Below are 24,893 nucleotides of genomic sequence, written 5' to 3'. Positions count from 1 at the left end.
ATTCGGGCGACGGTAGAACGCGGTTTCAGGGGGATGCCTCGGTGGATGTCTTCAGCATTGTCGGTTTTGTCGTTCTGCTGGTTATCGTGGCTCGACAGCGCTCGCAGCTTGGCAGGATCGAACGCGAGCTCGGCGAGGTGCGCAAACTGGTCATTCCGGGTGCAGCCGGATCGACCTCTAGGCCCGCGGAGGCGCTCACGACCGAGCCATCGCCGCTGAGCTCAAGCGAGGCTTTGCTAGAGGGCGGGCCCGACGATGTTCCTCAGACCTCCGAACCGGAGGATACGCAGGAAATTGCAGCGGCTGGCCCATGGGGAAGCCCGGTTCAGGGTGAGGAGGCCGTGTCCGAGCCGAGGGGCGAAGACGGTGCCGCGAAATCGCAAGAACCGAAGAAGAAGCCGGACATTGAAACCGCGCTCGGCACACGCTGGGCGGTATGGGTCGGTGGTATAGCACTGGCCTTGGGCGGTCTCTTCCTCGTCCGCTACAGCATCGAGGCGGGTATCTTCGGGCCGGGTGTGCGGATAGCCATGGCGGCAATCCTCGGCCTTGTTCTGGCCGGCGGCGGTGAATTCATCCGCCGCACCGGCTTCAAGGTGCCTGTCGAGGGCGCGGCCGGTGCCTTCATCCCGGCCATTCTCACCGCGGCCGGCGCCTTCACATTGTTCGGTACCGTTTATGCAGCACATGGCATTTACGGCTTCATCGGTCCCACGGCGGCTTTCGTGCTGCTTGGGTTGATCGGCATCGCGACGATCGCCGCCGCGCTCGTGCACGGGCAGGCGCTCGCCGGCGTCGGACTGCTCGGCTCGCTGGCGACGCCGATGCTGGTCTCTTCTCAATCACCCAATCCATGGGCCTTGTTCGGGTATCTGGCGATCGTCCTCGCGGCGACCGGTTTCATCGCGCGCATCCGTCGCTGGTCGCTGCTGATGGCGGCAGCCTTTGCCGGCGTCGGTTTGTGGGTCGTGCTCTATATGATCGAGGCGCCAACGCCCGGATTCGGTGTCCTCGTCTTCATCAACCTCGTTGTGCTGGCGGTTCTTGGCTTTGTCTGGTTGGGCTCAGAGACCAGCCCGGCCGAGGCGCGGATGGGCTTCGACCTGACATCGATCGCTCCGGCGATCTTCGTCGCGGCAGCAAGCCTGGTGTTGTTTGCCGAGCCGCGTTTCGCTGATCTTGGTGGTGCCTGGCCGGCAGCCCTGATCGTCGCCGCGATGATCGGAACCGTGGCGTTTCGGCCGCAGGCATTGCCTGTTCTATACGGTTCCGCCCTGGCAACCGTCTTTGCCTATCTCAAAATCACGCCGTTGGCCGAGACATCCATCGACCTTTCAGGCTACGCGGCCATTGACACCACGCCAGTGACCGTCGTTGCAGATGCCGCGATGGTCCGCATCGGCATCGTGCTTGGTTTGCTGTTCTTGGGCACGGGCCTGTGGAGCGCCAGGCGACATGTCGGGACAAGCCTTGCACAGTCGGCCTCCTGGGCTGCATGTGCTGCGGCTGTGCCCCTGGTGATCGTGTTGTCGCTTTGGGTGACGTTCGGCGATATCGATCGGGATTTCGTCTACGCGGCAGTTACCTTGCTGTTGCTCGCTGTGCTGGTTGCCGGTGGCGAATGGATCGCGCGGGCCGAGCAACCTCCGCTCATCGGCGGTCTGGCTGTTTCCTTCGCGTTGGCCGGTGCAGGGGTCGCAACCGTCGTGTTGCTGCATATGGCTTTCGGCTCAGGCCTGACCACCGTTCTGTTGGGCGCGGCTGCCGTCGTGCCCGCCCTGGCCACGCGTTGGCGGGACTATCCTGTGCTTGGCTGGCTTTCGGTCGGCTCCGTTGTCGCCGTCCTTGCGCGCATAGCCTTCGACCCGACCATCGTCGGTGCCGAGTTCCTGTCCAGAACACCAGTCTTCAACTGGCTGTTGGCAGGTTACGGTGTGCCCGCACTCGGCTTCGGCTTTGCGGCCTGGCAGCTGGCGCGCACCACCAATGGCCGCCCACGCCTTGCCATGGAAGCCGGGGCGGCGCTGTTTGCCTTGCTTTGCGTGGCGATGCTGGTGCGTCATGCCATGCATGGTGGCGTCATCGACGACGGGCGGGTCTCACTCGCCGAGCAGTCGATCTATACGCTGATAGCTCTCGGCGCAGGCGCCATTTTGATCAGCATCGACATGCGCTCGCCGAGTTCGGTGCTGCGTTATGGTTCGCTGATCGTCGGGGTCGTTTCGGCACTCGCCATAGTCGGCCAGCATTTTGTCATCCTCAATCCGCTCTTCACCGACGAGTCGACGGGCAGGATTCCGGTCTTCAATCTGCTTTTCCTCGCCTATCTGTTGCCGGCTGCCGCTGCCGGGGCAGTGGCATATTACGCGCGCGGCAAGCGCCCGAAATGGTATTCCGCCATGCTTGCCCTGATCGGAGCCCTGTTGGCTTTCGCCTATGCAACCCTGTCGGTGCGGCGCTTCTTCAAGGGTGAGTTCATCGGCCTATGGAGCGGCATGGAGCAGATCGAGACCTACAGTTATTCCGCGCTGTGGCTGCTGCTCGGCGTCGTGCTGCTCGTGATTGGTGTCCGGTTCGGTTCCTATGTGCTGCGTGTCGCTTCGGCGGCGTTGATTGCGATAGCCGTGCTGAAGGTCTTCCTGTTCGACATGTCGGAACTGGAAGGTGTGTTGCGGGCGCTTTCCTTCATCGGGCTGGGTGCCGTGCTCATCGGCATCGGATTGTTCTACCAGCGACTGCTGTCGCGGGCGCCCAGACAAGGGTAGCCGCTTTCAGGAATGCTTAAGGAATCTTACTGAAATATTACCCATAAATATTTGTTTTCGCTAAACTTTGCGCAATGTTGGCGTAATCCATGCCGGCCATTGTCCCCATGCAACCAGCGCGCTGGTGCACGGGGCCCAGCCGGCGGATTGCTTCCCCAGTCGCCGACCGGCCGTCAGCCCCGTCAACGGGCTGCGGAGCTAAATGCTCCGCAGCTCAATCATTTTCGGAGCTAAAACCATGTCCAAGCGAAATCTGTTTCTCGTCATGTTCGCTGGCCTTGCACCTTTCGCCGTGCCGGCCGTAGCGGCCGATCTCGTGTCCGACCAGACCTATTCGGATCCCGCCTACAACTGGTCGGGCAGCTATATCGGCGGCCAGTTGGGTACCTCATCCTCGGGCTTTCCCAACCCGTTTTCGAGCAAGAGCGGCTGGCAGTTCGGCGGCCAGGTCGGCACCAACTTCCAGAGCGGCCCATTCGTCTACGGTGCGGAACTCGACGGCACCTACTCCAAGGGAACCAAGCACAAGCTGGATGACGGCGCCGAACTGAAGCGTACCTGGACCGGTGCCGCCAAGGTTCGTGCAGGCGTCTCCTTCGACAGGACACTGGTCTACGGCACGGCCGGCTATTCGATGACCAAGGTCAAGCCGGGCGGCACCGTTGCCTCAGGTGGCAAGTGGGAGGGCGGCTATCTGCTGGGCGGTGGTATCGAGCAGGCATTCGCCGGCAACATCTCGGCCAAGGTCGAATACAACTATGTGAACTATGGTGACGTCGACTACACGTTGCGCAATGGCGCTAAACGCTCGGATGATCTGAAGAGCCACACCGTCAAGATGGGTCTCAACTACCGGTTCTGATATCAGCCGGTTCTCCAGCGTCGCTGGCTCCCCGAGCTGGCGGCGCTTATTTTTTGATGCCCGCCAATTGGTCCGGGAATAATCCCTTCGCTGGCTTCGTTCTGTTCCTGAAGGCAACAGAGCGGGCATTGGCGCCGCTTGCGCTAGCCGGCGAAGGCGCGTTCAATCGCCAGGGCAACGGGAAAGATTGGCGAACAGCCACCCATGGACGACAGGAAGGCCGCGATCCTTGGCGAGATTCCGCGCTTGCGCCGCTATGCGCGGGCGCTGTTGCGCAATCGCGATTCCGCGGACGACCTTGTCCAGGACTGTCTCGAGCGTGCCTTGGCCAGGCTGGACAACTGGCAAACCGGCGAAAGCCCGAGGAAATGGCTGTTCACGATCATGCACCACCTTTTCATCGACCAGATGCGCAAGGTGAGCCGCCGCGGCGAAATGGCGATGCTGCCACTGGATGGCGACGAGGCGCTGACAGTGCCATCGATCCAGGTGGAAAACATCGCCTCCCGGGAAATCCTCGATGCCCTGCAGGCGATTGCGCCCGAGCGTCGTGCGGCGATCGTGACCGTTGCCATCGAAGGTTTCTCCTACGCGGAAGCCGCCAACATTCTCGGTATCCCTGCAGGTACGCTTATGTCGCGGATTTCGCGTGGCCGTGAGGATCTGCGCGCGCTGCTCGACGATCGCGCGCGCCGCCGCTCGCTGAAGGTGGTCGAGAAATGACCGCGCGTGATTTCACGGAACGGGACATCCATCTGGCACTCGACGACGAATTGCCCGATGAAGAACGCACCGCCTTCGAGCTATGGCTCGAGAGCAATCCGGAGATGAAGGCCAGGAGCAGTCGGTTCAGTGCCGATCGCGATGCATTGCGCGGCGCCTTGTCGGCTATCCTTGACGAGCCGGTTCCGTCCCGTTTCACCAAGTTGGTTGCGGGCGATACCGGCACCCGGGCGCCACTGCGCTCCCGCTGGTGGCAGGCTGCCGCAGCTGCAGTCCTGCTGGCAACGGGTGGCACCGGTGGTTACGTCATCGGTTCGCGTGGCATCGCTGTGGAAGACCCTTCGGCCGACAGATTCGCCGAGGAGGCGGTTGCCGCCTACACCGTCTATGCAGCCGAGAAGCGTCATGCCGTCGAGGTACCCGCCTCGGACGGGGAGCATATGCGCAATTGGCTGTCGGCGCGGATCGGCTTGCGACTGATAACCCCGGATCTCACCGCCGACGGGTTCCAACTGGTCGGTGGCCGGCTGCTGCCATCTGGTTCGGGCAAGGCGGCGATGCTGCTCTACGAAGATGCCGAGGGCAATCGCGTCTCACTTTTCGTGACTTCGGAATCCGGCAGCTATGCGAAGGGCACCTACGCCGAGAAGAATGGTCCGACTGCGGTCTACTGGCTCGACAAGGGTTATGGTTGTGCCGTTGTCGGTGTCCTGCCGCAGGAACGGCTAGCCACCGTTGCCCGCAATGCCTATCGCCAGTTGATCGAAGGCGCCGAAAGCAAGGTCTGAGCGATACGGCTGGCGGTCCGGGCTATTGACAGGCTTGGAGATCGTGCTCGACATGCACCTGTTCGCCGACTGCACTGGCGATATTGGCGGCTATCAGCACGCAGAGCAGGGCAGAGAAGATCGCAAAGACCAGGTTAAGCCGGTCGCGAAGATAGCGGCCGTTCACAACCGCGCCGGCGCCGTAGATCAACAGTGTGGGGACGGCAAACAGATAGACCGAGATCGGTCCGTCACAATCCACAGCATCCACGCCCAAGGCTTTGTATTCATTCGCCGGTATCGTCATTGCAGCCAACGCTGCCGGGATGGCAGCAACGAGGAAGGCAATGCCGAGCCATCCGAGCCATTTCGGCCAGGGGCGCAAGGACTGTTGTCGTTCGGTAGTGACCATATCTCTTGGTTGCACGGCTCCGGCCGGCAGCAAAGCCCTGTGCTGTCTTTTTTCGTAGGGTCTGTCAGAGTCTGATTGCGACTGTCGTGGAGAGCCCGCTCCCTCGATATCTCCGGTGGCGGAAGTTGTTCGACGTCTTGGCAAGCAAGTCGAATCTGTCACAATTCAGCCGAAATCGAAGCGCGAAACGCTGAATATGCGTCGGCTTTCCTGTCGGCGTGTTCGATGTTTCGATAGGCCCATTTCCTGCCACGCACCGAGGTTTTTCAAGCCTTCATGCCTGCCGAAGTCCGCACGGCCCGCGCTTCCGACGTCGATGCTCTCGCCGCCATCGAAAACGCCGTCTTTGCAACCGATCGCATTTCGCGCCGTTCCTTCCGCCAGCTCATCGAGCGGGAAACGGCTGAGACCCTGATCGCTGAGAGCGGCGGCAACATTGCAGGTTATGCGATCATCCTGTTTCGCAAGGGCAGCCGCGTCGCGCGGCTCTATTCATTGGCCACAGGCCCTGATTTCGGCGGGCGGGGCGTTGGCCGCCTGTTGCTGGAGGCGGCAGAGGACACTGCTTTCGAACACGATCGCATGATGTTGCGCCTGGAAGTACGAGAGGACAACGCGCGCGCGATCCGCATCTATGAACAATCCGGCTATCGCAAGATTGGTCGCGAGAGCGACTACTACGAGGATGGCGCACCTGCACTGCGTTACGAGAAGATGCTGCGGGGCCATGTGCCGGTCATTACCTCCGTGCCATTCTATGAGCAGACCTGTGATTTTACGTGCGGTCCATGCTGCCTGATGATGACCATGGCGCATTTCGATACCGGCTTCAGGCCGGACCCAGTCATGGAAGTGCGGTTGTGGCGGGAAGCAACGACTGTTTTCATGATGTCGGGCCCAGGCGGCTGCGAGCCATTCGGATTGGCGGTGGCTGCTTATGAATACGGACTTTCGGCTGAGATTTTCGTCTCGTTCGACGGACCGCTGTTCCTGCAGTCGGTGCGCAGTGTCGAGAAGCGCCGTGTCATGGAGCTCGCACAGATCGATTTCCAGCGTCGTGCCAGGGAGTATGGCATCCCGGTGCGCTACAATGCCTTTTCCATCGAAGACATCCGCGCCGCGATCGCCACTGGCAAGCTGGTTGTTGTCCTGATCAGCGGCTTCCTGATGTTCGGCAAGAAAGTCCCGCACTGGGTTCTGGCCATTGGCGACGATGGCGACCATATCCTCATCCACGATCCATGGGTCGAGGACGAGCGGGAAGAAACGCAAGTGGATGCCGCCAACATTCCGGTGCCGTACGACATCTTCATTTCCATGGCGCAGTTCGGCCGCGACGGCCTGCGTGCCGCCATCATTCTTGGAGCGCGCGCGAAACAATGACCTGGGTCATCCTCACAGGCAGGCAGAACGATCTCGACCAGGTGGCAACGCCGCACAAAGTCATCACCAATCGCGACTATCTGGCCCATCCTGGTCTGTTTCGCGGCCAACGCCCGAAGGTGATCAATCTTTCCAACCGCTATGACTACCAGAGCCGCGGTTATTACTCGTCGCTACTGGCGAGTTCGCGCGGCCACAAGGTCATTCCGACCGTCGAGACGATGATCGACCTCTCCGAGCGCAAGCTCTACGAGCACGCGCTGCCGGAACTGGAACTGGCGCTGAACAAGTGCCGCAAGGATCTCGGCGGTGTCTTCCCAGCCAAGGTTCACATCTTCTTCGGTATCGGTCCAGGCAAGGCTTGGGATCGTTTTGCCAAACTGCTGTTCGACTGGTTCCGTGCACCGGCGCTGGAAGTGGCGATAACCGACGCGGGCGAATGGGCGACGATACGCAAGATAGGGTTCTATCCGCTGGCACGGATGACCGAGGTGGAGGAGAAGCGCTTTCTCGAATGCCTCGATGTCTACACCGGCCGCGAATGGCGAGACAGCAAGGCGCGCATCCCGGCACGCTACACGTTCGCGACGTTGGTCGATCCGCATGAGCAATTGCCGCCTTCGGCGATCTCTTCTCTGCGTTATTGGGCGCGCATAGCCGAAAAGATGGGCGTCGAGGTTGAGCCGATCACCAAAAAAGATCTGGCCAGGGTTGCCAACTACGACGCGCTGTTCATCCGCGAGACGACCTCGATTTCCAACCACACCTATCGTTTTGCCCGCCGTGCCCAGCAGGAAGGCATGCCGGTGATCGACGACCCGCTGTCGATGATCCGCTGCACCAACAAGGTCTATCTGAACGAGTTGATGGCTTTCAACGACGTGCCGGTGCCGCCCACCGTGATGATCGCCGGTCCCTCAGATCTGGAAGTGGCTGCAGACGCGCTTGGGTTCCCGCTGGTCCTCAAGATCCCCGACAGCGCTTTCTCGCGCGGGGTCAAGAAGTGCAAGGATTTCGGCGAGCTGAAGAAACTGGCGACCGAGTGGCTGGAGGATTCCGACCTGCTCGTTGCGCAGAAGTTCATCCCGACCGACTATGACTGGCGCATCGGCGTGCTGGGCGGCGAGCCGCTCTTTGCGGTGCAGTATCTGATGGCCAAGCAGCACTGGCAGATCGTCAACCACGATCGCGCCGGCAAGCCGGACGAGGGCGGCTTCAAGACCTTCACTCTCAAGGATGCTCCCGCACATGCGGTCCAGACAGCCGTCAAGGCGGCCCGCTGCATCGGCGATGGCCTCTACGGCGTCGACTTGAAGGAAACCAAGGACGGTGTTTTCGTCATCGAGGTCAACGATAATCCCAACCTCGACCACGGTTGCGAGGACACCGGCGAGAAAGATGACGTCTGGGTGCGGCTGACGCAGTGGTTCCTGGATCGTCTGGAGCGCCAGGGGCGCTAGTCAAGAGACTTTCGGTCGGCGTCGAAGCGCTCGCGGGCGGCGTCGAGATCGCCCGAATGGCGCTCCGCCCAGCGGTCGAGCGTGATCAGCGCTTCGCTGAGTGAGCTGCCGAGGGCACTCAATCTGTATTCGACATGCGGTGGCACGGTCTGCATGTCCTTCCTGATCACCAGCCCATTGCGCTCCAGGTCCTTCAGCGTCTGCGTCAGCATTTTCTGAGAGATGCCGCCGATCTTCCTCAGCAGCGCGCTGTTGCGCATCGATCCTTCGGATAAGGCCGGCAGGATCAGCATCGCCCATTTCGAGGCGATCAGTTCCAGCGCATCTCGCGCGGAACAGGAAGAATCATAGACATTTGGCGCGGCCATCAAAAACCTATAGGCACCAAAAGGTGCGTAATTGCTCTTTGGTTCCCGCTAGCACACATGGGTCTGCGTCTGAACATCAAAGGAGGGCCGGAATGGCTTGGCTGCTGCTTCTTGTCGCGAGTGTCATCGAGATCGCGATGGGTGTTTCGTTGAAATATGCCGAGGGCTGGACGCGGTTCTGGCCGAGTGTCGGCGGCATCTTTTTCGCACTGCTAAGCGTCTTCGTGCTGACTTTCGCCATGCGCCATCTGCCGGCTGGTACCGCTTATGCCGTTTGGACAGGCATCGGCGCGGTTGGAATCGCGACCCTCGGCATTGTGCTGTTCGGCGATCCGGCGACGCCACTCCGGCTTGGCTGTATAGCGCTCATCATTGTCGGCGTGGTTGGCCTGCGCTTCGTCGAGGGCTGAGTAGACCTGGAGCGTTTCCGTTTTTCACGGAAACGCTTTAACTCCCTGTTCTTACGCAATTCCGGACGGAAAACCGTTACACGCTTTTCCTGGAGTTGCTCTGGCGCAAACCGGCTTCGATCTTGTGGAACCGAGCCATGAACGCCTTTTCCACCTGCTTGGCGGGTTTGGGAGTGAGGTCGAACTGATCTATGGACAGTCCGCGTGGGCGGCCGAAAAATTCCGCCGCCTCCGTCAGTCCGAAACCGGCCAGCACCGTCGCCTCGAAATAGGCAGCGATCTGGTCTGCGCGCTTGATGTCCCTTTTCAGGCTTTGGCTTGCGGAAGCAGGCAGTCCGTAGCGCAGGTGGATGGCATGCTGCAGCCGCTCCTCGCAGGATCTGTAACCGCCACCGACGACCGACTTGAACGGCGAGATCATGTCGCCGATGACATATTCCGGCGCATCGTGCAGCAAAGCCGTCAATTGCGCGGCGGGTGACGCCGATGGCTCGATGGCGCGGAAAATCTCTTCGACCAGCAGTGAGTGCTGCGCCACTGAAAAGGCATGATCGCCGGAGGTCTGCCCGTTCCAGCGCGCGACGCGGGCAAGGCCATGGGCGATGTCGCCAATCTCGACGTCGAGCGGGGAAGGGTCGAGCAGATCGAGCCGGCGTCCCGACAGCATACGCTGCCAGGCTCGCGGCGGCGCGCCGACCCGGTCCGCCATCAGGCGTCCTCCGCACTTGCGGTTTCAGGGAATGTGAAACGCGCCCAGCTGGGGATGGCCAACGAAACGGCAACACCTTCGGCACTGATTTCCTGGCCGGCATCCATCGCCGCCTTGACGCGGTCGATGCGCGCAATGGCCAGGCCGCGCGTGCCTGAGACCGAGCCCAGGGTGCCGACTGGGCGGCCGTTGACGGTCAGTTCTGTTCCTGAGGCTGGCAAGGCGCTTGCGGCCTCCACCAGCAGCACGCGCCGGCGCGCAGTGCCGCGATGCTGCATGCGCGAAACAACCTCCTGGCCGATGAAGCAGCCTTTCTTGAAGCCGACGCCGTCCAGTTGGTCGAGCAGGACGTCATGAGGGAAGGCGTCGTTCAGAGCGTAGTCGGGACCGCTTTCGGCGACGCCCTGTGAAAGGCGGAAGGCCTCCCATTCGGCTAACGTAGCCTCCGCCGCAGGCAATGGCGCTTCGTAGAAGCGCCGGACCGGAGAGTTGAAACGGGTGTCGCGCACGCCGGCGCTTGATTCACTGGTTGAGGCTGCGGAATCATTTTGCGAGGCATTTGAATCAGCCTGCCACCAAACGGCGACAACATCCTGTTCCTGCTTGGAAATGTCGACCTTTGCGCGCAGCCGGTAAAACATCAGCCGCTTGACGAAATCATCGGCGATGTCGGCACGGCACTCCAATCGGAAGCCATTTTCGCCGGTGCGGGAGACCAGGAAATCGAAGAGGATCTTGCCTTGCGGCGCCAGCAGTGCACCTGGCCTGGCTTCGTCTTGGCTTAGCGGATCGAGATCGACGGTCAGGATATTCTGCAGGAAGTGCTCGGCCTCAGGGCCTGAGACGGAGACGAGTGCGCGGTCTGCGAGAAGAGTTGTCGGCATGGGCCTGATCTTGCATTTCGAAGAGCCATTACGTAAGCCGCAGGCAATTCCCACACAAGGGCCGGAGCGGATGGCAGTGACCTACGACCTCATCCTCAAGGGCGGCATCGTCGTCAATCATGACGGCATTGGCCAGCGCGACGTTGGCGTGAACGGAGGCAGGATTGCCGCGATCGGCGATCTTGGTTCCGCTTCCGCTGGAGAAACCATAGATTGTCGCGGCCTGCATGTGCTGCCTGGCGTCGTCGACAGCCAGGTGCATTTTCGCGAACCGGGCCTCGAGCATAAGGAAGATCTTGAAACCGGCTCCCGCGCCGCGGTGCTGGGTGGCGTCACCGCCGTCTTCGAGATGCCCAACACCAATCCACTGACGACCAGCGAAGCGACGCTCGCTGACAAGATCGGGCGCGCCACCGCGCGCATGCACTGCGACTTCGCTTTCTGGGTCGGCGGTACGCGCGACAATGCCGGGGATGTGGCCGAACTGGAGCGCCTCCCGGGCGCTGCCGGCATCAAGGTGTTCATGGGTTCGTCCACCGGGGACCTGCTGGTGGAGGATGACGAGGGCGTGGCCTCGATCCTGCGCAACACTCGTCGTCGCGCGGCGTTCCACTCGGAGGATGAATTCCGCCTGCGCGAGCGTCTTGGCCTGCGGGTCGAGAACGACCCGTCTTCGCACCCGGTTTGGCGCGACGAGATCGCGGCACTCCAATGCACCGAGCGCCTGGTGCGCATCGCGCGCCAGACGCGCGCGCGCATCCATGTGCTGCATATTTCGACGGCCGAGGAGATCGCCTTTCTCCAACAGCACAAGGATGTCGCCACCTGCGAGGCGACGCCGCATCACCTGACCATGAGTTCCGAAGACTATGGCCGCCTCGGTACGCTTCTGCAGATGAACCCGCCGGTGCGTGCGCCGCGCCATCGCGACGGCATCTGGTATGGCATCAGTCAGGGCATTGTCGATGTGCTTGGCTCCGACCATGCCCCGCATACGCTGGCCGAGAAAGCAAAACCCTATCCGGCTTCACCCTCCGGTATGACCGGCGTGCAGACTCTGGTCCCGATCATGCTGGATCACATCAATGCCGGGAGGCTCACGCTCGAACGCTTCGTCGATCTTTCCAGCCATGGTCCGAACCGCATCTTCGGCATGGCGCGCAAGGGGCGCATCGCCGCCGGTTACGACGCCGATTTCACGGTCGTTGACATGAAGCGGCGCGAGACCATCACCAATGCGCAGGCAGGCTCGCGGGCAGGTTGGACGCCGTATGACGGCAAGGAAGTCACAGGCTGGCCGGTCGGCACCATCGTGCGTGGCATCCGCGTCATGTGGGAGGGCGAGATCGTCACGCCATCGCAGGGCAGGGCAGTCGAATTCTCGGAAGCTGTTGTCGGCTAGAACCGTACTGCCACCGTCGCCGCAGGCAAGTTGATTGGTCGCAGGGGGCGGGATTTAGACAGGCTGCGTTCATGTTGGATCGGTAAGGTCGCGCCGACGTCCGTAAGGACCCAACGGAGAATGTCCTGATGAATTTGATGAAATTTGCGACTGCCGCCGCCCTGGTGATGACGCTCGGAATTGCCGCCTGCTCGCAGACAGCACAGCAGCAGAGGGCAACCGGCGGCGCCGCCCTTGGCGCAGCTGGCGGCGCGCTGGTCGGCCAGGCGATTGGCGGCAATACGGAAAGCACGCTGATCGGTGCCGGTGCCGGTGCGCTGCTTGGTGCGGTTCTGGCAACCTCAGGCGGTCCGCAACCGCGCGACCGCGGTCGCGAGATGTGCCGTTATCAGGACCGCTACGGTCGGGTATTCACTGCGCCTTGCGACGAACGCTACTACCGCCGCCGCGGATACTAAGTAGCCTTTCTGGCGGACATCGAGTCCGCCAGAGCCTTCCTTGGGTGAGCGAGGCAGCCCTTGTCCTATCAAGATGGCCCCTGCGTCAGTCGCCTGCGACGAAGAAGGTCCAGCGGCCCTGTGGCGTGATGCCCACCCGATAGAAGATGTAAGTGCCGTACTGTTTCATGTCTTCGTAGTCGCCGGCGGTGACGATCTTGAAGAGCTCCACCCGCTGCTTGGCGTCTAGCTTGGCCAGCGGGTAGGCGAAGAAGTAGGGCCATACGTAAAGTTCCTGCGGTGTGCCTGGGTCGAGCTGCACGTAACCCGCGTCCAGAACTTCCTGCAGGATCGCCAGGATCTCCTGGCCCTCGGTATCGCCCGACAATCCCTTCAGGAAGGCGATAGGATCGCCTTCGATATCGGTCAACGAAAGCTGTGTCAGCGAATCGCCGATGCCGATCAATGGGCGGAGCTTCTCTATATCACCGCTCTTGCAGGCTTCGATGATCAGGTCGCGCATTCGCCGCACCGGTTCCGGCAGTTTGGCAAGGTCATATTGCACAGGTGGCAACGACGCGGTGGGATCGATCTGCGGCCGTGCGAGATTGCCGCTGCCTTCTCCTGGTTTGGCAGGCTCGACCTGTTCGGGCTCGTCCTGGCCCGGTGGCGTTGTTTTCTGGGCCGGCGGAACGGTCTGGATCGGATCCGGCAGCGGAACGGTACCGGGTTTGGGGGCTTCTGGTCCCATTTGCGGACGCTTGCCGGGGACCTGCACGTCATCGTGCTTGATTTCGCTGAGAGCGATGGCGGGCCGGGCCGTCGTGAGCAGCGCGGAAGGTGTCGCGAGCGCCAGCGCGAGGAAACCAGCGCCAAACGCCAGGCCGCGGGGTCTGTCGAAGGACGAAGATTTCAACGGCCGCCTCTCCATGCTGCCGGGTCCTACCCGGTCGGTATGCCGCCGCGCGGCGGAAAGGCTATTCCGCCAGTCGGCGCCGGGCGTCGGTTCAGTGCCGCACTTGGTCGGGCTCGAACGCCCCGGCAATTACCTTTTCACGCATCCTGTCGAGCAGGGCAAGGGCTGCGGTTTCACCATTGGCGCGCAGCATCTCGCAAAATGCGGTTTCCAGTGCAGCCTCGGCGATGATATCTGGCTCGATACCCGCAGAAAGCCCTTCCGCCCATGCTTCGCTATGGCTTTCGACGGCAGTCAGGCGCTTTTCTTCCCTGACGAGGGCATCGATATCGTTGGCTGTGTGTCCCATACGCAACTACCACCCTTGTTCAAGCGGCGATCCTTCAAATGAGGATCAAACTTGACCCGTCCCTTTAATGTCCCATTAAGGTTCCTACCACAGGACTTTGGTGCTGTGCTGCCACAATGGTGAAAAAGTTAACAGCTCGCTAATTGCCGTAGCGCGACGCGATGTCGCGCGAGAGCTTCTCGCCCTCTTTCAAATACCTGCTGATCGCCTCGCTGGCAGAAGATGTGCACTGCGTGTAAGTGCTGCCGAACGAGCGGTAACCTCTGTTGAAGGCTGCGATGAAGCGCGCCCGCCGCTCGGGATCGGGGTTTTCCGATTCCAGCAGCTTCTCCATCTCGCCGCGCCACTGATCTCCCTTCTCGCCGCAAAGGTTGCGCAGGAAATGCAGTGATCCCAGAACCTCGGCCAGCCGCATCAGCCCAGGCTCGAATGGCGCCTCGGCAGCCGTCACCGGGCGCGCCGGAGCGGCCACGAGGACGGCGAGGGCAAGCATGAAAAGCATAGAAGCGCGGACCATAAGCCTTTGTGAACAAACAATCTGTCCGCCGCAAGGCGTTCGCGGGCTTAGCCCAACGGCTTTTTGTCCGGCTGCAGCAAGTCCCTGGCGACCGAAAAGACAGAACCGGCCAACGGCATCGTTTCCATCTCGGCAAGCGTGTAGAAGGCCGCCGTTTCGGCATCGTCGTCGGCTTTGGCTTCGCCGCCGATGTAGCGGGCGCCGAATACGGTCAGGCGGTAGTCGACCGGGTGGCCCTCGGCGGAGCCGTCGATGAAGATCTCGATCAACAGACGCAGATCGGCCGCGCCGAGGCCAGTCTCCTCGAGAAGCTCCCGGTTCGCCGCAGCTTCCAGGGTCTCGTTTGTCTCTACCTTGCCGCCTGGAAAGGCATAGACACCCCGGGAGGGCGGCTTGGCACGTTTCACCAGAAGCACTGTGTCTCCACGTACGACCGCCACGGAAACCGACGGTATGGTTTGCCTGCGGGTCATTTCGCTGTCTCTTCCCATTGTTCGCCGGACGGCGCGATGGCTGTGGATCGCGCTTCCAAATCGAGCTTTAGCGGTTGCAGCCACGCGCTTCCACCACCACTTTTGAAGCCAGACAGAGAAGAGATTGCGCCATGTGCGGACGTTTTGCCCTGACCGCCACGCCTGACCAGACCACGACATTCCTGGGGCTGGACGATATCGAGCCCTTTCCGGCGCGCTACAACATCGCACCCACGCAGCCCATCACGATGGTGCTTTCCGGCGCTCCGAAGGCACCCGGTTCGAACCGTTCCGACCGTAGCTCCATGCTGGTTCGCTGGGGGCTGATTCCAACCTGGGTCAAGGACACGCGTCAGTTTCCCCTTCTCATCAATGCCCGATCCGAAAGCGCAACTGAGAAAGCCTCTTTCCGAACAGCCATGCGTCATCGCCGTGCCCTGGTACCGGCCAGCGGCTTTTATGAATGGCGTCAGGCAGGCAGCAGGAAGGGGCAGGCCTATTGGGTGCGCCCGAAAAACGGCGGTATCGTCGCCTTTGCGGGGCTCATGGAGACATACGCCGAGCCCGGTGGCTCCGAAATGGATACGGGCGCCATCATGACCACCTCGGCCAATGCCGACATCGCCCATATCCACGACCGCATGCCGGTCGTCATCCATCCCGAGAATTTTTCGCGCTGGCTGGATTGCCGGGGCCAGGAGCCGCGCGCTGTGGCTGATCTTCTGCGCCCGGTCGAGGAGGGGTTCTTCGAGGCGATCCCGGTCTCGGACCTCGTCAACAAGGTCGCCAATTCGGGTCCGGAGATACAGGAGAGGTTCGTTGCGTCGCCCGACGACCTTGTGGCCGATCCAGGACCGGCCAAACCAGCGCGCAAGAAACCCGCTGGCGACGATGCTGATCAGATGTCGCTATTCTAGTCTCTTGCGCTGAACGAGCATCGGCTCGTCAGCGGCGGTCTGCGCCCACAGACCGTTTGTTCAGGCCGCGCGTGGCGAAGTGATCTTGTGCGCGGGCTTCTTCTTCTTAGCCGTGTGGAGCAACGCCGCCACCACCGCCGCCGGGCCGATTGCCCGGTATTGGCTGGCGAGTGTCGGTTGTTTCGCTCGACTGGCTTCCTGTTTGCTGCGTGGCATTTCGACTTCCCCAAGGTCAAGGTCACTGGAAGGCGCTGCACATGATGGTCGATTCCGACCAAATCGTGGCGTTTTCCACGTGAGCCGACGAATATTATAGCACTGAACGCACATGCTTAAGAAAAAGTTTCTTCAAATGGTTTACGCCTGTCAGGGCGACCTGCAGGTGAAAGTTGCGACTTGACGGCAACACGGGCGGGCGCGATAAAGCCGCCCATGAGAACGTCTTTCGCCATTTGTGGCATCTGCATTATTGGCTAGCGCTCGCGCTGGTCTGGACGTTTTCGCCTCAACTTTCTCTCTGAGTGGACAACGCCCCGGCCAGCAGGCTGGGTTGAATTGTGCGCGAAAATGCGCGTCGGCCGGGGTCGGCCGGGAAGGGGATGAATGTCTGAGGGTTCGAAGGGTTTGCGCCTCTACAACACGCTGAATAGGGCGAAGGAGGATTTTGTCCCCATCGATCCCGACAATGTGCGCATGTATGTCTGCGGCCCGACCGTCTACGACTTCGCCCATATAGGCAATGCTCGCCCCGTGATCGTCTTCGACGTGCTGTTCAGACTGCTGCGCCATGTTTATGGCGCCGAGCACATCACCTATGTCCGAAACATCACCGACCTTGACGACAAGATCAACGCGCGCGCCCTGCGTGATTTCGGCAACGATATCGCCTCCGGAAAGCTGTCGCTCAACGAAGCAATCCGGCGGGTAACCGAGAAGACGGCGGACCAGTTCCACCAGGACGTCGCCACGCTTGGCTGCCTTGAACCGACCTACGAGCCGCGTGCCACCGAATTCGTGGAACCGCGCGCCGACGGCAGGACCGATATGATCGGCCTGATCCACCAACTGATCGATCGCGGTCATGCTTACGCGGCCGAAGGCGAGGTGTTGTTCGATACCGCGTCGATGCCGGACTATGGCGAGCTCTCCAAGCGTCCCCTGGATGAACAGCAGGCCGGCGCGCGCATCGCCGTCGACGTGCACAAGAAGAGCCCGGGCGATTTTGTCCTGTGGAAGCTTTCATCCGCGGAAGAGCCGGGCTGGCAAAGCCCGTGGGGCCGTGGACGGCCCGGCTGGCACATCGAGTGCTCGGCCATGAGTGCGGCTTATCTTGGCGAAGTCTTCGACATCCACGGCGGCGGCCTGGACCTGATCTTTCCGCACCATGAGAACGAGATCGCGCAGTCGCGCTGCGCCCACGGCACCGACGTGATGGCCAATGTGTGGATGCACAACGGCTTCCTTCAGGTCGAGGGGCAGAAGATGTCCAAGAGCCTGGGCAATTTCTACTCGATCAATGAACTCCTGCAGACGGAGACATTCGGCGGCCGCAAATGGCCGGGTGAGGTGCTGCGCCTTGCCATGCTGATGACGCACTATCGCGAACCGATCGATTTTTCGGTCCGCAAGCTGGAGGAAGCCGAGAACACGCTGCGCAAATGGAAGCGCGGTGCCGACCTGGCTATCGGCGAGGCAGCCGACGTTCCGCAAGCCATCATCGAGGCACTGTCGGACGATCTCGGCACTTATCAGTCTTTCCAGGTTCTGACGCAGCTTGCGACGGAAGCTGCCGAAGGAAATGACGCGGCGGCAAGCCTCAAGGCGGCGCTGCAATTCCTCGGTTTCAGCCTTGCTACCGCAGTCATTGACGAGCAGGCTGTTTCGAACACCATAGCGGAGCGCCTCGCCTTCATTGCAGCCAAGAACTGGGCCGAGGCGGACCGCGTCCGTGACGCATTGCTCGCACAAGGGATCCAGCTGAAGGATGGCAAGGATCCGGCGACAGGGGAGCGGGTTACGACCTGGGAGGTGAAGAGATGATCGACCATACCGGCATTTCCGTCGTCGATTTCGAGGCGGCGAAGACGTTCTACGACAAGGCGATGGCGCCACTTGGCGCCTCACTGCTCTACATGGTGCCCGAGCAATATACGGGCGGTGCCAAGGTTGGTGGTTACGGCCGTGACCGGCCGGTATTCTGGCTTCACGAGACCAGGACGTCGGCGCCGGGTCGTCACTATGCTTTCGCAGCCAGCAGCCGGGCCGATGTCGATGCTTTCCACAAGGCGGCAGTCGTTGCGGGCGGCAGGGATAATGGGGCTCCGGGGCTGCGCCCGCACTACCACGAGCACTATTATGCCGCGTTTGTTTTCGACCCCGACGGCAACAACATCGAAGCCGTCTGCCATGGGCCGGCATGATGAGCCTCGACAACAAACCCACCTATGCCGGTGGATGCCAATGTGGCGCGGTGCGTTTTCGTGTCGAAGGCGTGCTGGGTGAAGCCTCGATCTGCCATTGCCGCATGTGCCAGAAGGCGAGCGGCAATTTTTACCAGCCGCTGGTTTCCGTCGCCGGCGCAAGGCTGACATGGACGCGCGCCGAACCGAAGCTGTTCCAGTCCTCCAGCTTCGCCAAGCGCGGTTTTTGTCCGGAATGCGGTACGCCGCTCACCTTCGAGGCGCCGGACGGCATCGCTTTGGCCATCGCGGCCTTCGATCATCCGGAAGAAATTCCGCCGACGATTCAGTGGGGCATCGAGGCCAAGTTGCCCTATGTCGATGCGATCCCGTCATTGCCCGGCGGGGTAACGGAAGACGATCCGGTTTCCGTACCGTTCATCACCTCGATGGTGAACCACCAGCACCCGGACCATGAGACAGAAACCTGGCCCCCGGAGGAAAGATCATGACCGACATCAGAACTGGCGGCTGCCAGTGCGGGGCCGTGCGTTTCCGCATAAGCGGTGAACTGGGGCGTCCATCCATCTGCCATTGCCGTATGTGCCAGAAGCAGTTTGGTTCGTTCTTCGGCGCTTTCGTCACGGTACCGTCGGCGGGCGTCGAATGGGTGCATGAGGAGCCGAGCTATTTCCAGTCGTCCATCAACATCGCACGCGGATTCTGCAAGCGTTGCGGCACGCCGATGACCTATAAGAGTCCGGATGCACTGGAGATCTCCATCGGCAGTTTCGATGACCGTTCCGATCTGGCACCGGCGCACCAGGTCAATTACGGCTCGCGGCTGCCCTGGGTGGAGAAGATCTTCGAGGCACCGGTGCACCAGAACGCAGACTACTACGCGCGGCAGGAGCACATCATCTCCTTCCAGCATCCCGACCGCGAAACCGAAAACTGGCCTGAGAAAGGTCTGAAACTGTGAGTCTGGGACTGCGTGCGCTTTATCCCGAGATCGAACCGTTCGAGACCGGCACGCTGGATGTCGGCGACGGTCACCAGCTCTATTGGGAACGGATTGGCACCAAGGGCGCCAAACCCGCCGTCTTCCTGCATGGCGGACCAGGCGGCACCATCTCGCCGAACCATCGGCGTTTGTTCGATCCGAAGCTCTACGATGTGATCCTGTTCGATCAACGCGGCTGTGGCAAATCCACGCCCAACGCTTCGCTGGAGGCCAATACGACCTGGCATCTGGTTGCTGACATCGAACGGCTGCGCGAGATGGCCGGCTTCGACAAGTGGCTGGTCTTCGGCGGGTCCTGGGGTTCGACGCTGTCGCTCGCCTATGCCGAAACGCATCCTGAACGCGTCAGTGAACTGGTGGTACGCGGCATCTACACGCTCACCCGGGCCGAGCTCGAATGGTATTATCAGTTCGGTGTCTCGGAGATGTTCCCCGATAAATGGGAGCGTTTTCTGGCACCGATCCCTCAGGATGAGCGCGGCGACATGATGGCCGCCTACCGCAAGCGGCTGGTGGGCAGCGATCGCGAGAAGCAGATCGAAGCTGCCAAGGCCTGGTCGATCTGGGAGGGCGAAACCATCACGCTCCTGCCGGAACCGTCGACCAGCGACCCGTTCGCGCAGGACGACTACGCGGTCGCCTTCGCCCGCATCGAAAATCACTTTTTCGTTCACAACGGCTGGCTGGAGGAGGGGCAGCTTCTGCGGGATGCCTACAGGTTGAAGGATATCCCCGGCACCATCATCCATGGCCGCTTCGACATGCCGTGCCCGGCGAAATACGCCTGGTTGCTGCACAAGGCCTGGCCGAAGGCCGACTTCCACCTCATCGAAGGCGCCGGACACGCCTATTCCGAACCAGGTATCCTCGACAGCCTGATCCGCGCAACGGACAGATACGCCGGAAAATGATCATGCAACGCGACCGCCTCTACCTTTTCGACACGACGTTGCGCGATGGCCAGCAGACGCCGGGCATCGACTTTTCGGTTGAGGACAAGATTGCGATCGCTGGCATGCTGGACGAGTTCGGCATGGATTACGTCGAGGGCGGTTATCCCGGCGCCAATCCAACCGATACCGAGTTCTTCACCAAGAAACGTACGACGCGCTCGACGTTCGTTGCCTTCGGCATGACCAAGCGCGCCGGCGTTTCAACGTCGAATGATCCAGGTCTCGCCGCATTGGTGCAGGCCCGCTCTGATGCCATCTGCTTCGTTGCCAAGAGCTGGGACTACCACGTTCGCGTCGCGCTGGGCTGCAGCAATGAGGAGAACCTCGAGGCGATCGGCGCATCCGTGGCCGCTGCGGTAGCCGCCGGCAGGGAGGCCATGGTCGATTGCGAGCACTTCTTCGATGGTTTCAAAGCCAATCCGGACTATGCGCTGGCCTGCGCCAAAGCCGCCTACGAGGCAGGCGCGCGCTGGGTGGTGCTGTGCGATACCAACGGCGGCACCCAGCCGTCCGAGATCCGTGCCATCGTCGAAAAGGCGATCGCAGCTGGCATCCCGGGGGACCATCTCGGCATCCATGCCCATGACGACACCGGGCAGGCCGTGGCCAATTCGCTCGCGGCCGTCGAGGCCGGCGTGCGGCAGATCCAGGGCACGTTGAATGGTATCGGCGAGCGTTGCGGCAACGCCAATCTGGTGACGCTGATCCCCACGCTGATGCTGAAGCCGGCCTACAAGGATCGCTTCGAAACCGGCATCTCAACGGAGCAACTGGCCGGTATCTCGCGCCTTTCCCGTGCTTTCGACGAATTGCTGAACCGCGCTCCGGAAGCGCAGTCGCCCTATGTCGGTTCCTCTGCTTTCGCCACCAAGGCAGGGATCCATGCGTCGGCTCTGATCAAGGAGCCACAGACCTATGAACATGTACCGCCGGAGGCTGTCGGCAACCGTCGCCGCGTCATGGTCTCGGATCAGGGCGGCAAGGCCAATTTCCTCGCCGAGCTGAAGCGCCGCGGCATCGACGTGCCGAAGGATGATGCGCGGCTGGACGCGCTCATTGCCGTGGTCAAGGAACGCGAAGCCGAAGGCTACGCCTATGAGGGGGCCGATGCTTCCTTTGAATTGCTGGCGCGCAAGATGTTGTCAGGCCTGCCGGAGTTCTTCGCCGTCACCTCGTTCCGCTGCATGGTTGAACGCAGGTTCGACGCGAATGGCCAGCTGAAAACCGTCTCGGAAGCCATCGTGAAGGTGATGGTGGACAACGAGGAGAAGATGTCGGTGGCCGAAGGCCATGGTCCGGTCAATGCGCTCGATCTCGCGCTGCGCAAGGATCTTGGCAAATACCAGAACGAAATTGTCGACCTCGAACTCGCCGACTTCAAGGTGCGTATCCTCAATGGCGGCACCGAGGCGATCACTCGTGTGTTGATCGAATCGCACGATTCCACCGGCGCCCGCTGGTGGACCGTTGGCGTGTCGGAAAACATCATCGACGCCTCGTTCCAGGCCCTGATGGATTCCATCATCTACAAGCTGATGAAGAACCGCGAGATGGCTGGGCTGGTTGCAGCCGAATAGAGCCCGGACGGCGCCGCGACCTCAAGCAATCCATCAGCGAAAGTCCACGATGCATCAGAATTAGTTGATGGTCTTGGTGCGGCCGCTGGCGCATAGCTTTGGGCCATGACGACCCAGACTGTACCAATGGAAACTGATTCCGGCGCGCGTCGCGGCTTTCTCCTGGCCCTCGGCGCTTATCTCCTGTGGGGGCTTCTGCCCTTCTACATGAAGGCAGTGGCCCATCTGCCGCTGGCCGAAGTCATCGCCCATCGCATCATCTGGTCGGTGCCGATCGCGGCCGCCGTGCTGATCTGGCTCGGCCGCACCGCCGATTTCAAGGTTGCGCTGCGTTCGCCGCGCATGTTGGCGATGGCAGCGCTGACGGCGACATTGATCACCGTCAACTGGAGCATCTACGTCTGGGCGATCGCGGTCGATCGCACAGTGGAAACTGCACTGGGGTATTACATCAATCCGCTCGTCAACGTTCTGGTCGGCGCGCTGCTGCTCGGTGAGCGCCTGAATCGCCTGCAGATCGTGGCTGTCGTGCTGGCGGCAGTCGCGGTGATCGTGCTCACGGTCGAAAGCGGCACCTTGCCCTGGGTTTCGCTGGCCCTGGCTTTCTCCTTCGCGGCCTATGGCTTCTTTCGCAAGACGCTTCCTATCGGCCCGAGCCAGGGTTTCCTGCTGGAAGTGCTGCTCCTCTCTATTCCATCGCTGGCCTACATCGTCTGGCTGGCGTTGAAAGGGGAAGGGCATTTCGCAACGGGCAATACGACGGATACGCTGCTTTTCATGGGCAGCGGCATCGTCACCGCCGTGCCGCTGCTGCTCTTTGCCTTCGGCGCCAAGCTGCTTCGCCTCTCGACCATCGGCATCATGCAGTACATTGCGCCGACCATCGTGTTCCTGATCGCCGTCTTCGTTTTTGGTGAGCCGTTCGACACGACGAAAGCGATCGCTTTCGGTCTGATCTGGGCTGCGCTGGCGATCTATACGTGGTCGATGCTGGCCGCGAGCCGGCGCGGCTAGGCAATCCCAGCAAAGGTGCTTGGGTTTGCGTCCCGAAATCGTGCAGAAAATTTAGTCCCGCGATTCAGAGAAAAGCGGCCCGCTGCCGTCGGTACTACATCTTGTCGATGACGGAGGAGACGCCGCTTGTCGGGGCGTCGACGGCAGCGCCTGTGGCAAGAATCGTCGCAACGATCTTGTCTGGATCCTCGACCACCAGGGGCTTCACGTTGTGAGCGGTGTGGATGAATCCTTCAGCCGCCATATGGTCTATCAACGCCAGCATCGGGTCCCAGAAACCCTTTATGTTGGCGAATACGATCGGCTTGCGATGATGGCCGAGCTGTGCCCAGGTCATGATCTCGACGATTTCCTCGACCGTGCCGATGCCACCGGGCAACGCCACGAATGCATCGGATTCTTCGAACATCCTGTGCTTGCGCTGGTGCATGTTTTCGGTGACGACCACTTCATGCAGCCGGTCGAGCGCGCTTTCCGTCGCCTCCCTGTTCATCAGGAAGCGTGGTATGATGCCCATGACCTTGCCGCCCGAGCGCATGGTGCCTTCGGCAACCGCGCCCATGATACCCTTGGTGCCACCACCATAGACCAGGCGCAGGCCTGAGCGGGCAAGGGAATGACCGAGCTGGCGACCGGCTTCAAGATAGATGCCATCGCGGCCAGGTGACGAGCCGCAATAAACACAGACGGATCGAATCGTGTTCATGATTGGATTGGTGATGCCGTCTGCAGGCCCGGTCAAGTCTGAAGGCGGGCTTTTTCTTGTCGGCTCTGCGAAAAGCGGCTAGACCGAAGATAGGTGGCTAAGGGGGCTAACAGGATATGACAACAGCGCTTGTCAGGGCATTGCTATTTGCAGGAGGTGGCGCGGCGGCGGTGGCTGGCGTTGCCTATGTCTCCGGAGCTCTCGACCCCTACCTGAAATCCACTCCGCCGGCGCAGCTCGCCGCCGTTCAGCCAAGCGCACCAGCAACGCAACAGCCAGCGGTGCAACAGCCAACGATGTCACCGCAGCCGGCTGAGCAGCAGGCCGCCGTGACACCGACGCCGGAAAAGCCCGCCGCACCGGCGCCGGCGACTGGCCCTGTCGCGCCGACCTTCGACGTGGTGCGTGCCGAAGGAGACGGCTCCCTCGTCGTTGCCGGCAAGGCCGCGCCGAATGCAAAGGTTGATGTCGTGCAGGGCGCGACCGTGTTCGGGACCACGACGGCCGGGCCGGATGGCGACTTTGCAATCGTCCTGAACGATCCGCTGAAGCCTGGAAACTACCAGTTGCAGCTGCGTTCGACCTCTCCATCCAATGCTGTCGTGCCCTCCACGCAGACTGCCGTTGTTGCGATACCCGAGAAGTCGAACGGTCAGGTGCTGGCCCTGGTCGAGGAGCCGGGTAAGGCCGCAACCTTGCTCTCGGTGCCGAAGGTTGAAGAGAAAGCCGGCGGCGAAACCAGTCCCCAGGAGGCGACCTCCACGCCCGCCGGTGCACAGGCTGCCACGCCGCAGCCGGCGGTTTCCGCGGCCCAGTCTGCCGAACCTGCAGCTCAGCCGGCGCCCGGAGCACCGAAGGTCTCGGTCGGCGCTGTCGAGATCGACGGCGGCAAGATCTTTGTCGCCGGGACTGCCGATCCGGGGCGCAAGGTTCGCGCTTATGCCAACGAAATCCTGCTCGGCGAGGCGGTGGCATCCGAAAAGGGACAATTCCTCGTCGAGGCGACCCGTGACCTGCCGGTCGGCGACTACACCGTTCGGGTCGATCTTCTGGATGCTGATGGCGCCAAGGTGATTGCCCGGGCGGCGGTGCCATTCCAGCGTGAGCCCGGCGAAGCTGTCGCCGCGGTTGCACCCTCTGCTTCCGAAACGGTTCCGGCCACACCTCAGCAGGACACGGCAGACAAGGCGCCGACCACTGTCGCGCCGAAGCTCGAGCAGGTCGACCACGCCGTCATCATCCGCCGCGGCGATTCACTGTGGCGCATCTCGCGTCGGGTTTACGGGCATGGCGTCCGCTACTCGACGATCTACCTGGCCAATCAGCAGCAGATCAGCAATCCGGACCGGATCTGGCCAGGCCAGGTGTTCAAGGTGCCGCAGAAGTCGAAGGAAGGCGAAACCGCCGACATGAAGACATTGGGCGACCAGGCAACGGTCGCCGAATAGAATTCGTTTCGTCCATCT

General features: G+C 61.6%; 28 protein-coding genes. 18 read left to right on the top strand and 10 right to left on the bottom strand.

The window, feature by feature from the left end; genetic code table 11:
• Nucleotides 1-41: 41 nt before the first annotated feature.
• The 4 genes from ACFJIU_RS15345 to ACFJIU_RS15330 all read left to right on the top strand — a co-directional run bounded on the left by ACFJIU_RS15345 (nt 42) and on the right by ACFJIU_RS15330 (nt 5,138).
• Nucleotides 42-2,765 (top strand): DUF2339 domain-containing protein, encoded by a 2,724-nt coding sequence (locus ACFJIU_RS15345; protein ID WP_379061151.1) that lies wholly within the window; start codon nt 42-44, stop codon nt 2,763-2,765.
• 238 nt (nt 2,766-3,003) lie between these two features.
• Complete coding sequence (locus tag ACFJIU_RS15340; protein WP_326891338.1) at nt 3,004-3,627, top strand: outer membrane protein; 624 nt, start codon at nt 3,004-3,006, stop codon at nt 3,625-3,627.
• 204 nt (nt 3,628-3,831) lie between these two features.
• Nucleotides 3,832-4,350, top strand: coding sequence for a sigma-70 family RNA polymerase sigma factor (locus ACFJIU_RS15335; RefSeq protein ID WP_379061149.1), 519 nt, complete (start codon nt 3,832-3,834; stop codon nt 4,348-4,350).
• Nucleotides 4,347-5,138, top strand: coding sequence for an anti-sigma factor family protein (locus ACFJIU_RS15330; protein ID WP_379061147.1), 792 nt, complete (start codon nt 4,347-4,349; stop codon nt 5,136-5,138). The genes ACFJIU_RS15335 and ACFJIU_RS15330 overlap by 4 nt, the downstream gene beginning before the upstream one ends.
• A gap of 22 nt (nt 5,139-5,160) precedes the next feature.
• Here ACFJIU_RS15330 and ACFJIU_RS15325 read toward each other — a convergent pair whose 3' ends face one another.
• Complete coding sequence (locus ACFJIU_RS15325) at nt 5,161-5,529, bottom strand: hypothetical protein (protein WP_379061145.1); 369 nt, start codon at nt 5,527-5,529, stop codon at nt 5,161-5,163.
• Between the two features lie 276 nt (nt 5,530-5,805).
• On the opposite strand from ACFJIU_RS15325, the gene ACFJIU_RS15320 reads away from it, so the two are divergent.
• Together ACFJIU_RS15320 and ACFJIU_RS15315 are read left to right on the top strand one after the other, a co-directional pair.
• Nucleotides 5,806-6,912 carry a peptidase C39 family protein gene (locus ACFJIU_RS15320; protein ID WP_379061143.1) on the top strand — a complete coding sequence of 369 codons (1,107 nt, stop codon included), beginning with the start codon at nt 5,806-5,808 and terminating at the stop codon, nt 6,910-6,912.
• Nucleotides 6,909-8,372, top strand: coding sequence for a RimK family protein (locus tag ACFJIU_RS15315; protein WP_379061141.1), 1,464 nt, complete (start codon nt 6,909-6,911; stop codon nt 8,370-8,372). Before ACFJIU_RS15320 ends, ACFJIU_RS15315 begins: the two co-directional genes overlap by 4 nt.
• Here the strand turns inward: ACFJIU_RS15315 and ACFJIU_RS15310 are convergent.
• On the bottom strand, nt 8,369-8,740 hold the full coding sequence (locus tag ACFJIU_RS15310) for a winged helix-turn-helix transcriptional regulator (protein WP_379072853.1): 372 nt from the start codon (nt 8,738-8,740) through the stop codon (nt 8,369-8,371). The genes ACFJIU_RS15315 and ACFJIU_RS15310 overlap by 4 nt on opposite strands.
• A 92-nt stretch (nt 8,741-8,832) precedes the next feature.
• Between ACFJIU_RS15310 and ACFJIU_RS15305 the strand changes: the two genes are divergently transcribed.
• Complete coding sequence (locus ACFJIU_RS15305; RefSeq protein WP_129410434.1) at nt 8,833-9,150, top strand: multidrug efflux SMR transporter; 318 nt, start codon at nt 8,833-8,835, stop codon at nt 9,148-9,150.
• A gap of 76 nt (nt 9,151-9,226) precedes the next feature.
• Here the strand turns inward: ACFJIU_RS15305 and ACFJIU_RS15300 are convergent, their stop codons facing one another.
• A complete protein-coding gene (locus tag ACFJIU_RS15300; protein WP_379072851.1) occupies nt 9,227-9,859 on the bottom strand; it encodes a hydrolase in 633 nt (210 codons plus the stop codon).
• Nucleotides 9,859-10,743 (bottom strand): YgfZ/GcvT domain-containing protein, encoded by an 885-nt coding sequence (locus ACFJIU_RS15295; RefSeq protein WP_379072848.1) that lies wholly within the window; start codon nt 10,741-10,743, stop codon nt 9,859-9,861. Before ACFJIU_RS15295 ends, ACFJIU_RS15300 begins: the two co-directional genes overlap by 1 nt.
• 70 nt (nt 10,744-10,813) lie before the next feature.
• On the opposite strand from ACFJIU_RS15295, the gene ACFJIU_RS15290 reads away from it, so the two are divergent.
• Together ACFJIU_RS15290 and ACFJIU_RS15285 are read left to right on the top strand one after the other, a co-directional pair.
• Nucleotides 10,814-12,145: a dihydroorotase gene (locus ACFJIU_RS15290; RefSeq protein ID WP_379072846.1), complete on the top strand. Its 1,332-nt coding sequence runs from the start codon at nt 10,814-10,816 to the stop codon at nt 12,143-12,145.
• 128 nt (nt 12,146-12,273) lie between these two features.
• Nucleotides 12,274-12,603, top strand: coding sequence for a YMGG-like glycine zipper-containing protein (locus tag ACFJIU_RS15285; RefSeq protein WP_379072844.1), 330 nt, complete (start codon nt 12,274-12,276; stop codon nt 12,601-12,603).
• 85 nt (nt 12,604-12,688) lie between these two features.
• On the opposite strand, the gene ACFJIU_RS15280 is transcribed toward ACFJIU_RS15285, so the two are convergent.
• The 4 genes from ACFJIU_RS15280 to ACFJIU_RS15265 form a co-directional block, all read right to left on the bottom strand.
• Nucleotides 12,689-13,513 carry a hypothetical protein gene (locus ACFJIU_RS15280; protein WP_379072842.1) on the bottom strand — a complete coding sequence of 275 codons (825 nt, stop codon included), beginning with the start codon at nt 13,511-13,513 and terminating at the stop codon, nt 12,689-12,691.
• A 76-nt stretch (nt 13,514-13,589) separates the two neighbouring features.
• Complete coding sequence (locus tag ACFJIU_RS15275) at nt 13,590-13,847, bottom strand: hypothetical protein (RefSeq protein WP_101934884.1); 258 nt, start codon at nt 13,845-13,847, stop codon at nt 13,590-13,592.
• Between the two features lie 139 nt (nt 13,848-13,986).
• On the bottom strand, nt 13,987-14,364 hold the full coding sequence (locus ACFJIU_RS15270; protein ID WP_379072840.1) for a TIGR02301 family protein: 378 nt from the start codon (nt 14,362-14,364) through the stop codon (nt 13,987-13,989).
• Between the two features lie 47 nt (nt 14,365-14,411).
• Nucleotides 14,412-14,837 (bottom strand): NUDIX hydrolase, encoded by a 426-nt coding sequence (locus ACFJIU_RS15265; protein ID WP_379072838.1) that lies wholly within the window; start codon nt 14,835-14,837, stop codon nt 14,412-14,414.
• A 131-nt stretch (nt 14,838-14,968) separates the two neighbouring features.
• Here ACFJIU_RS15265 and ACFJIU_RS15260 point away from each other — a divergent pair, with 131 nt between their 5' ends.
• Complete coding sequence (locus tag ACFJIU_RS15260) at nt 14,969-15,754, top strand: SOS response-associated peptidase (protein WP_379072836.1); 786 nt, start codon at nt 14,969-14,971, stop codon at nt 15,752-15,754.
• Between the two features lie 60 nt (nt 15,755-15,814).
• Here the strand turns inward: ACFJIU_RS15260 and ACFJIU_RS15255 are convergent, their stop codons facing one another.
• Nucleotides 15,815-15,970 carry a hypothetical protein gene (locus tag ACFJIU_RS15255; protein WP_129410428.1) on the bottom strand — a complete coding sequence of 52 codons (156 nt, stop codon included), beginning with the start codon at nt 15,968-15,970 and terminating at the stop codon, nt 15,815-15,817.
• A gap of 387 nt (nt 15,971-16,357) precedes the next feature.
• On the opposite strand from ACFJIU_RS15255, the gene cysS reads away from it, so the two are divergent.
• The 7 genes from cysS (at nt 16,358) to rarD (ending at nt 22,721) form a co-directional block, all read left to right on the top strand.
• Nucleotides 16,358-17,794 (top strand): cysteine--tRNA ligase, encoded by a 1,437-nt coding sequence (cysS, locus tag ACFJIU_RS15250; RefSeq protein WP_379072834.1) that lies wholly within the window; start codon nt 16,358-16,360, stop codon nt 17,792-17,794.
• The gene (locus ACFJIU_RS15245; RefSeq protein ID WP_379072832.1) at nt 17,791-18,174 is read left to right on the top strand and encodes a VOC family protein; all 384 of its coding nucleotides are present in this window, start codon (nt 17,791-17,793) and stop codon (nt 18,172-18,174) included. The genes cysS and ACFJIU_RS15245 overlap by 4 nt, the downstream gene beginning before the upstream one ends.
• Entirely contained in the window at nt 18,174-18,665 is a 492-nt protein-coding gene (locus tag ACFJIU_RS15240) for a GFA family protein (RefSeq protein WP_379073107.1), read from the top strand. Before ACFJIU_RS15245 ends, ACFJIU_RS15240 begins: the two co-directional genes overlap by 1 nt.
• A complete protein-coding gene (locus tag ACFJIU_RS15235) occupies nt 18,662-19,135 on the top strand; it encodes a GFA family protein (protein ID WP_379072830.1) in 474 nt (157 codons plus the stop codon). The genes ACFJIU_RS15240 and ACFJIU_RS15235 overlap by 4 nt, the downstream gene beginning before the upstream one ends.
• Nucleotides 19,136-19,137: 2 nt before the next feature.
• On the top strand, nt 19,138-20,088 hold the full coding sequence (gene pip, locus ACFJIU_RS15230) for a prolyl aminopeptidase (protein ID WP_379073106.1): 951 nt from the start codon (nt 19,138-19,140) through the stop codon (nt 20,086-20,088).
• Nucleotides 20,089-20,090: 2 nt separating this feature from the next.
• On the top strand, nt 20,091-21,707 hold the full coding sequence (gene cimA, locus ACFJIU_RS15225; RefSeq protein WP_379072828.1) for a citramalate synthase: 1,617 nt from the start codon (nt 20,091-20,093) through the stop codon (nt 21,705-21,707).
• A gap of 126 nt (nt 21,708-21,833) precedes the next feature.
• Nucleotides 21,834-22,721 carry an EamA family transporter RarD gene (rarD, locus tag ACFJIU_RS15220; protein ID WP_379072826.1) on the top strand — a complete coding sequence of 296 codons (888 nt, stop codon included), beginning with the start codon at nt 21,834-21,836 and terminating at the stop codon, nt 22,719-22,721.
• A 94-nt stretch (nt 22,722-22,815) separates the two neighbouring features.
• On the opposite strand, the gene ACFJIU_RS15215 is transcribed toward rarD, so the two are convergent.
• The gene (locus ACFJIU_RS15215) at nt 22,816-23,427 is read right to left on the bottom strand and encodes a TIGR00730 family Rossman fold protein (RefSeq protein WP_379072824.1); all 612 of its coding nucleotides are present in this window, start codon (nt 23,425-23,427) and stop codon (nt 22,816-22,818) included.
• Nucleotides 23,428-23,543: 116 nt separating this feature from the next.
• Between ACFJIU_RS15215 and ACFJIU_RS15210 the strand changes: the two genes are divergently transcribed.
• The gene (locus ACFJIU_RS15210) at nt 23,544-24,875 is read left to right on the top strand and encodes a LysM peptidoglycan-binding domain-containing protein (RefSeq protein ID WP_379072822.1); all 1,332 of its coding nucleotides are present in this window, start codon (nt 23,544-23,546) and stop codon (nt 24,873-24,875) included.
• Nucleotides 24,876-24,893 lie beyond the last annotated feature (18 nt).

Source organism: Mesorhizobium sp. UC74_2 (genome assembly GCF_042701485.1).
Classification (GTDB): Bacteria; Pseudomonadota; Alphaproteobacteria; order Rhizobiales; family Rhizobiaceae; genus Mesorhizobium.
This window is presented reverse-complemented; position numbering and strand designations above follow the sequence as displayed.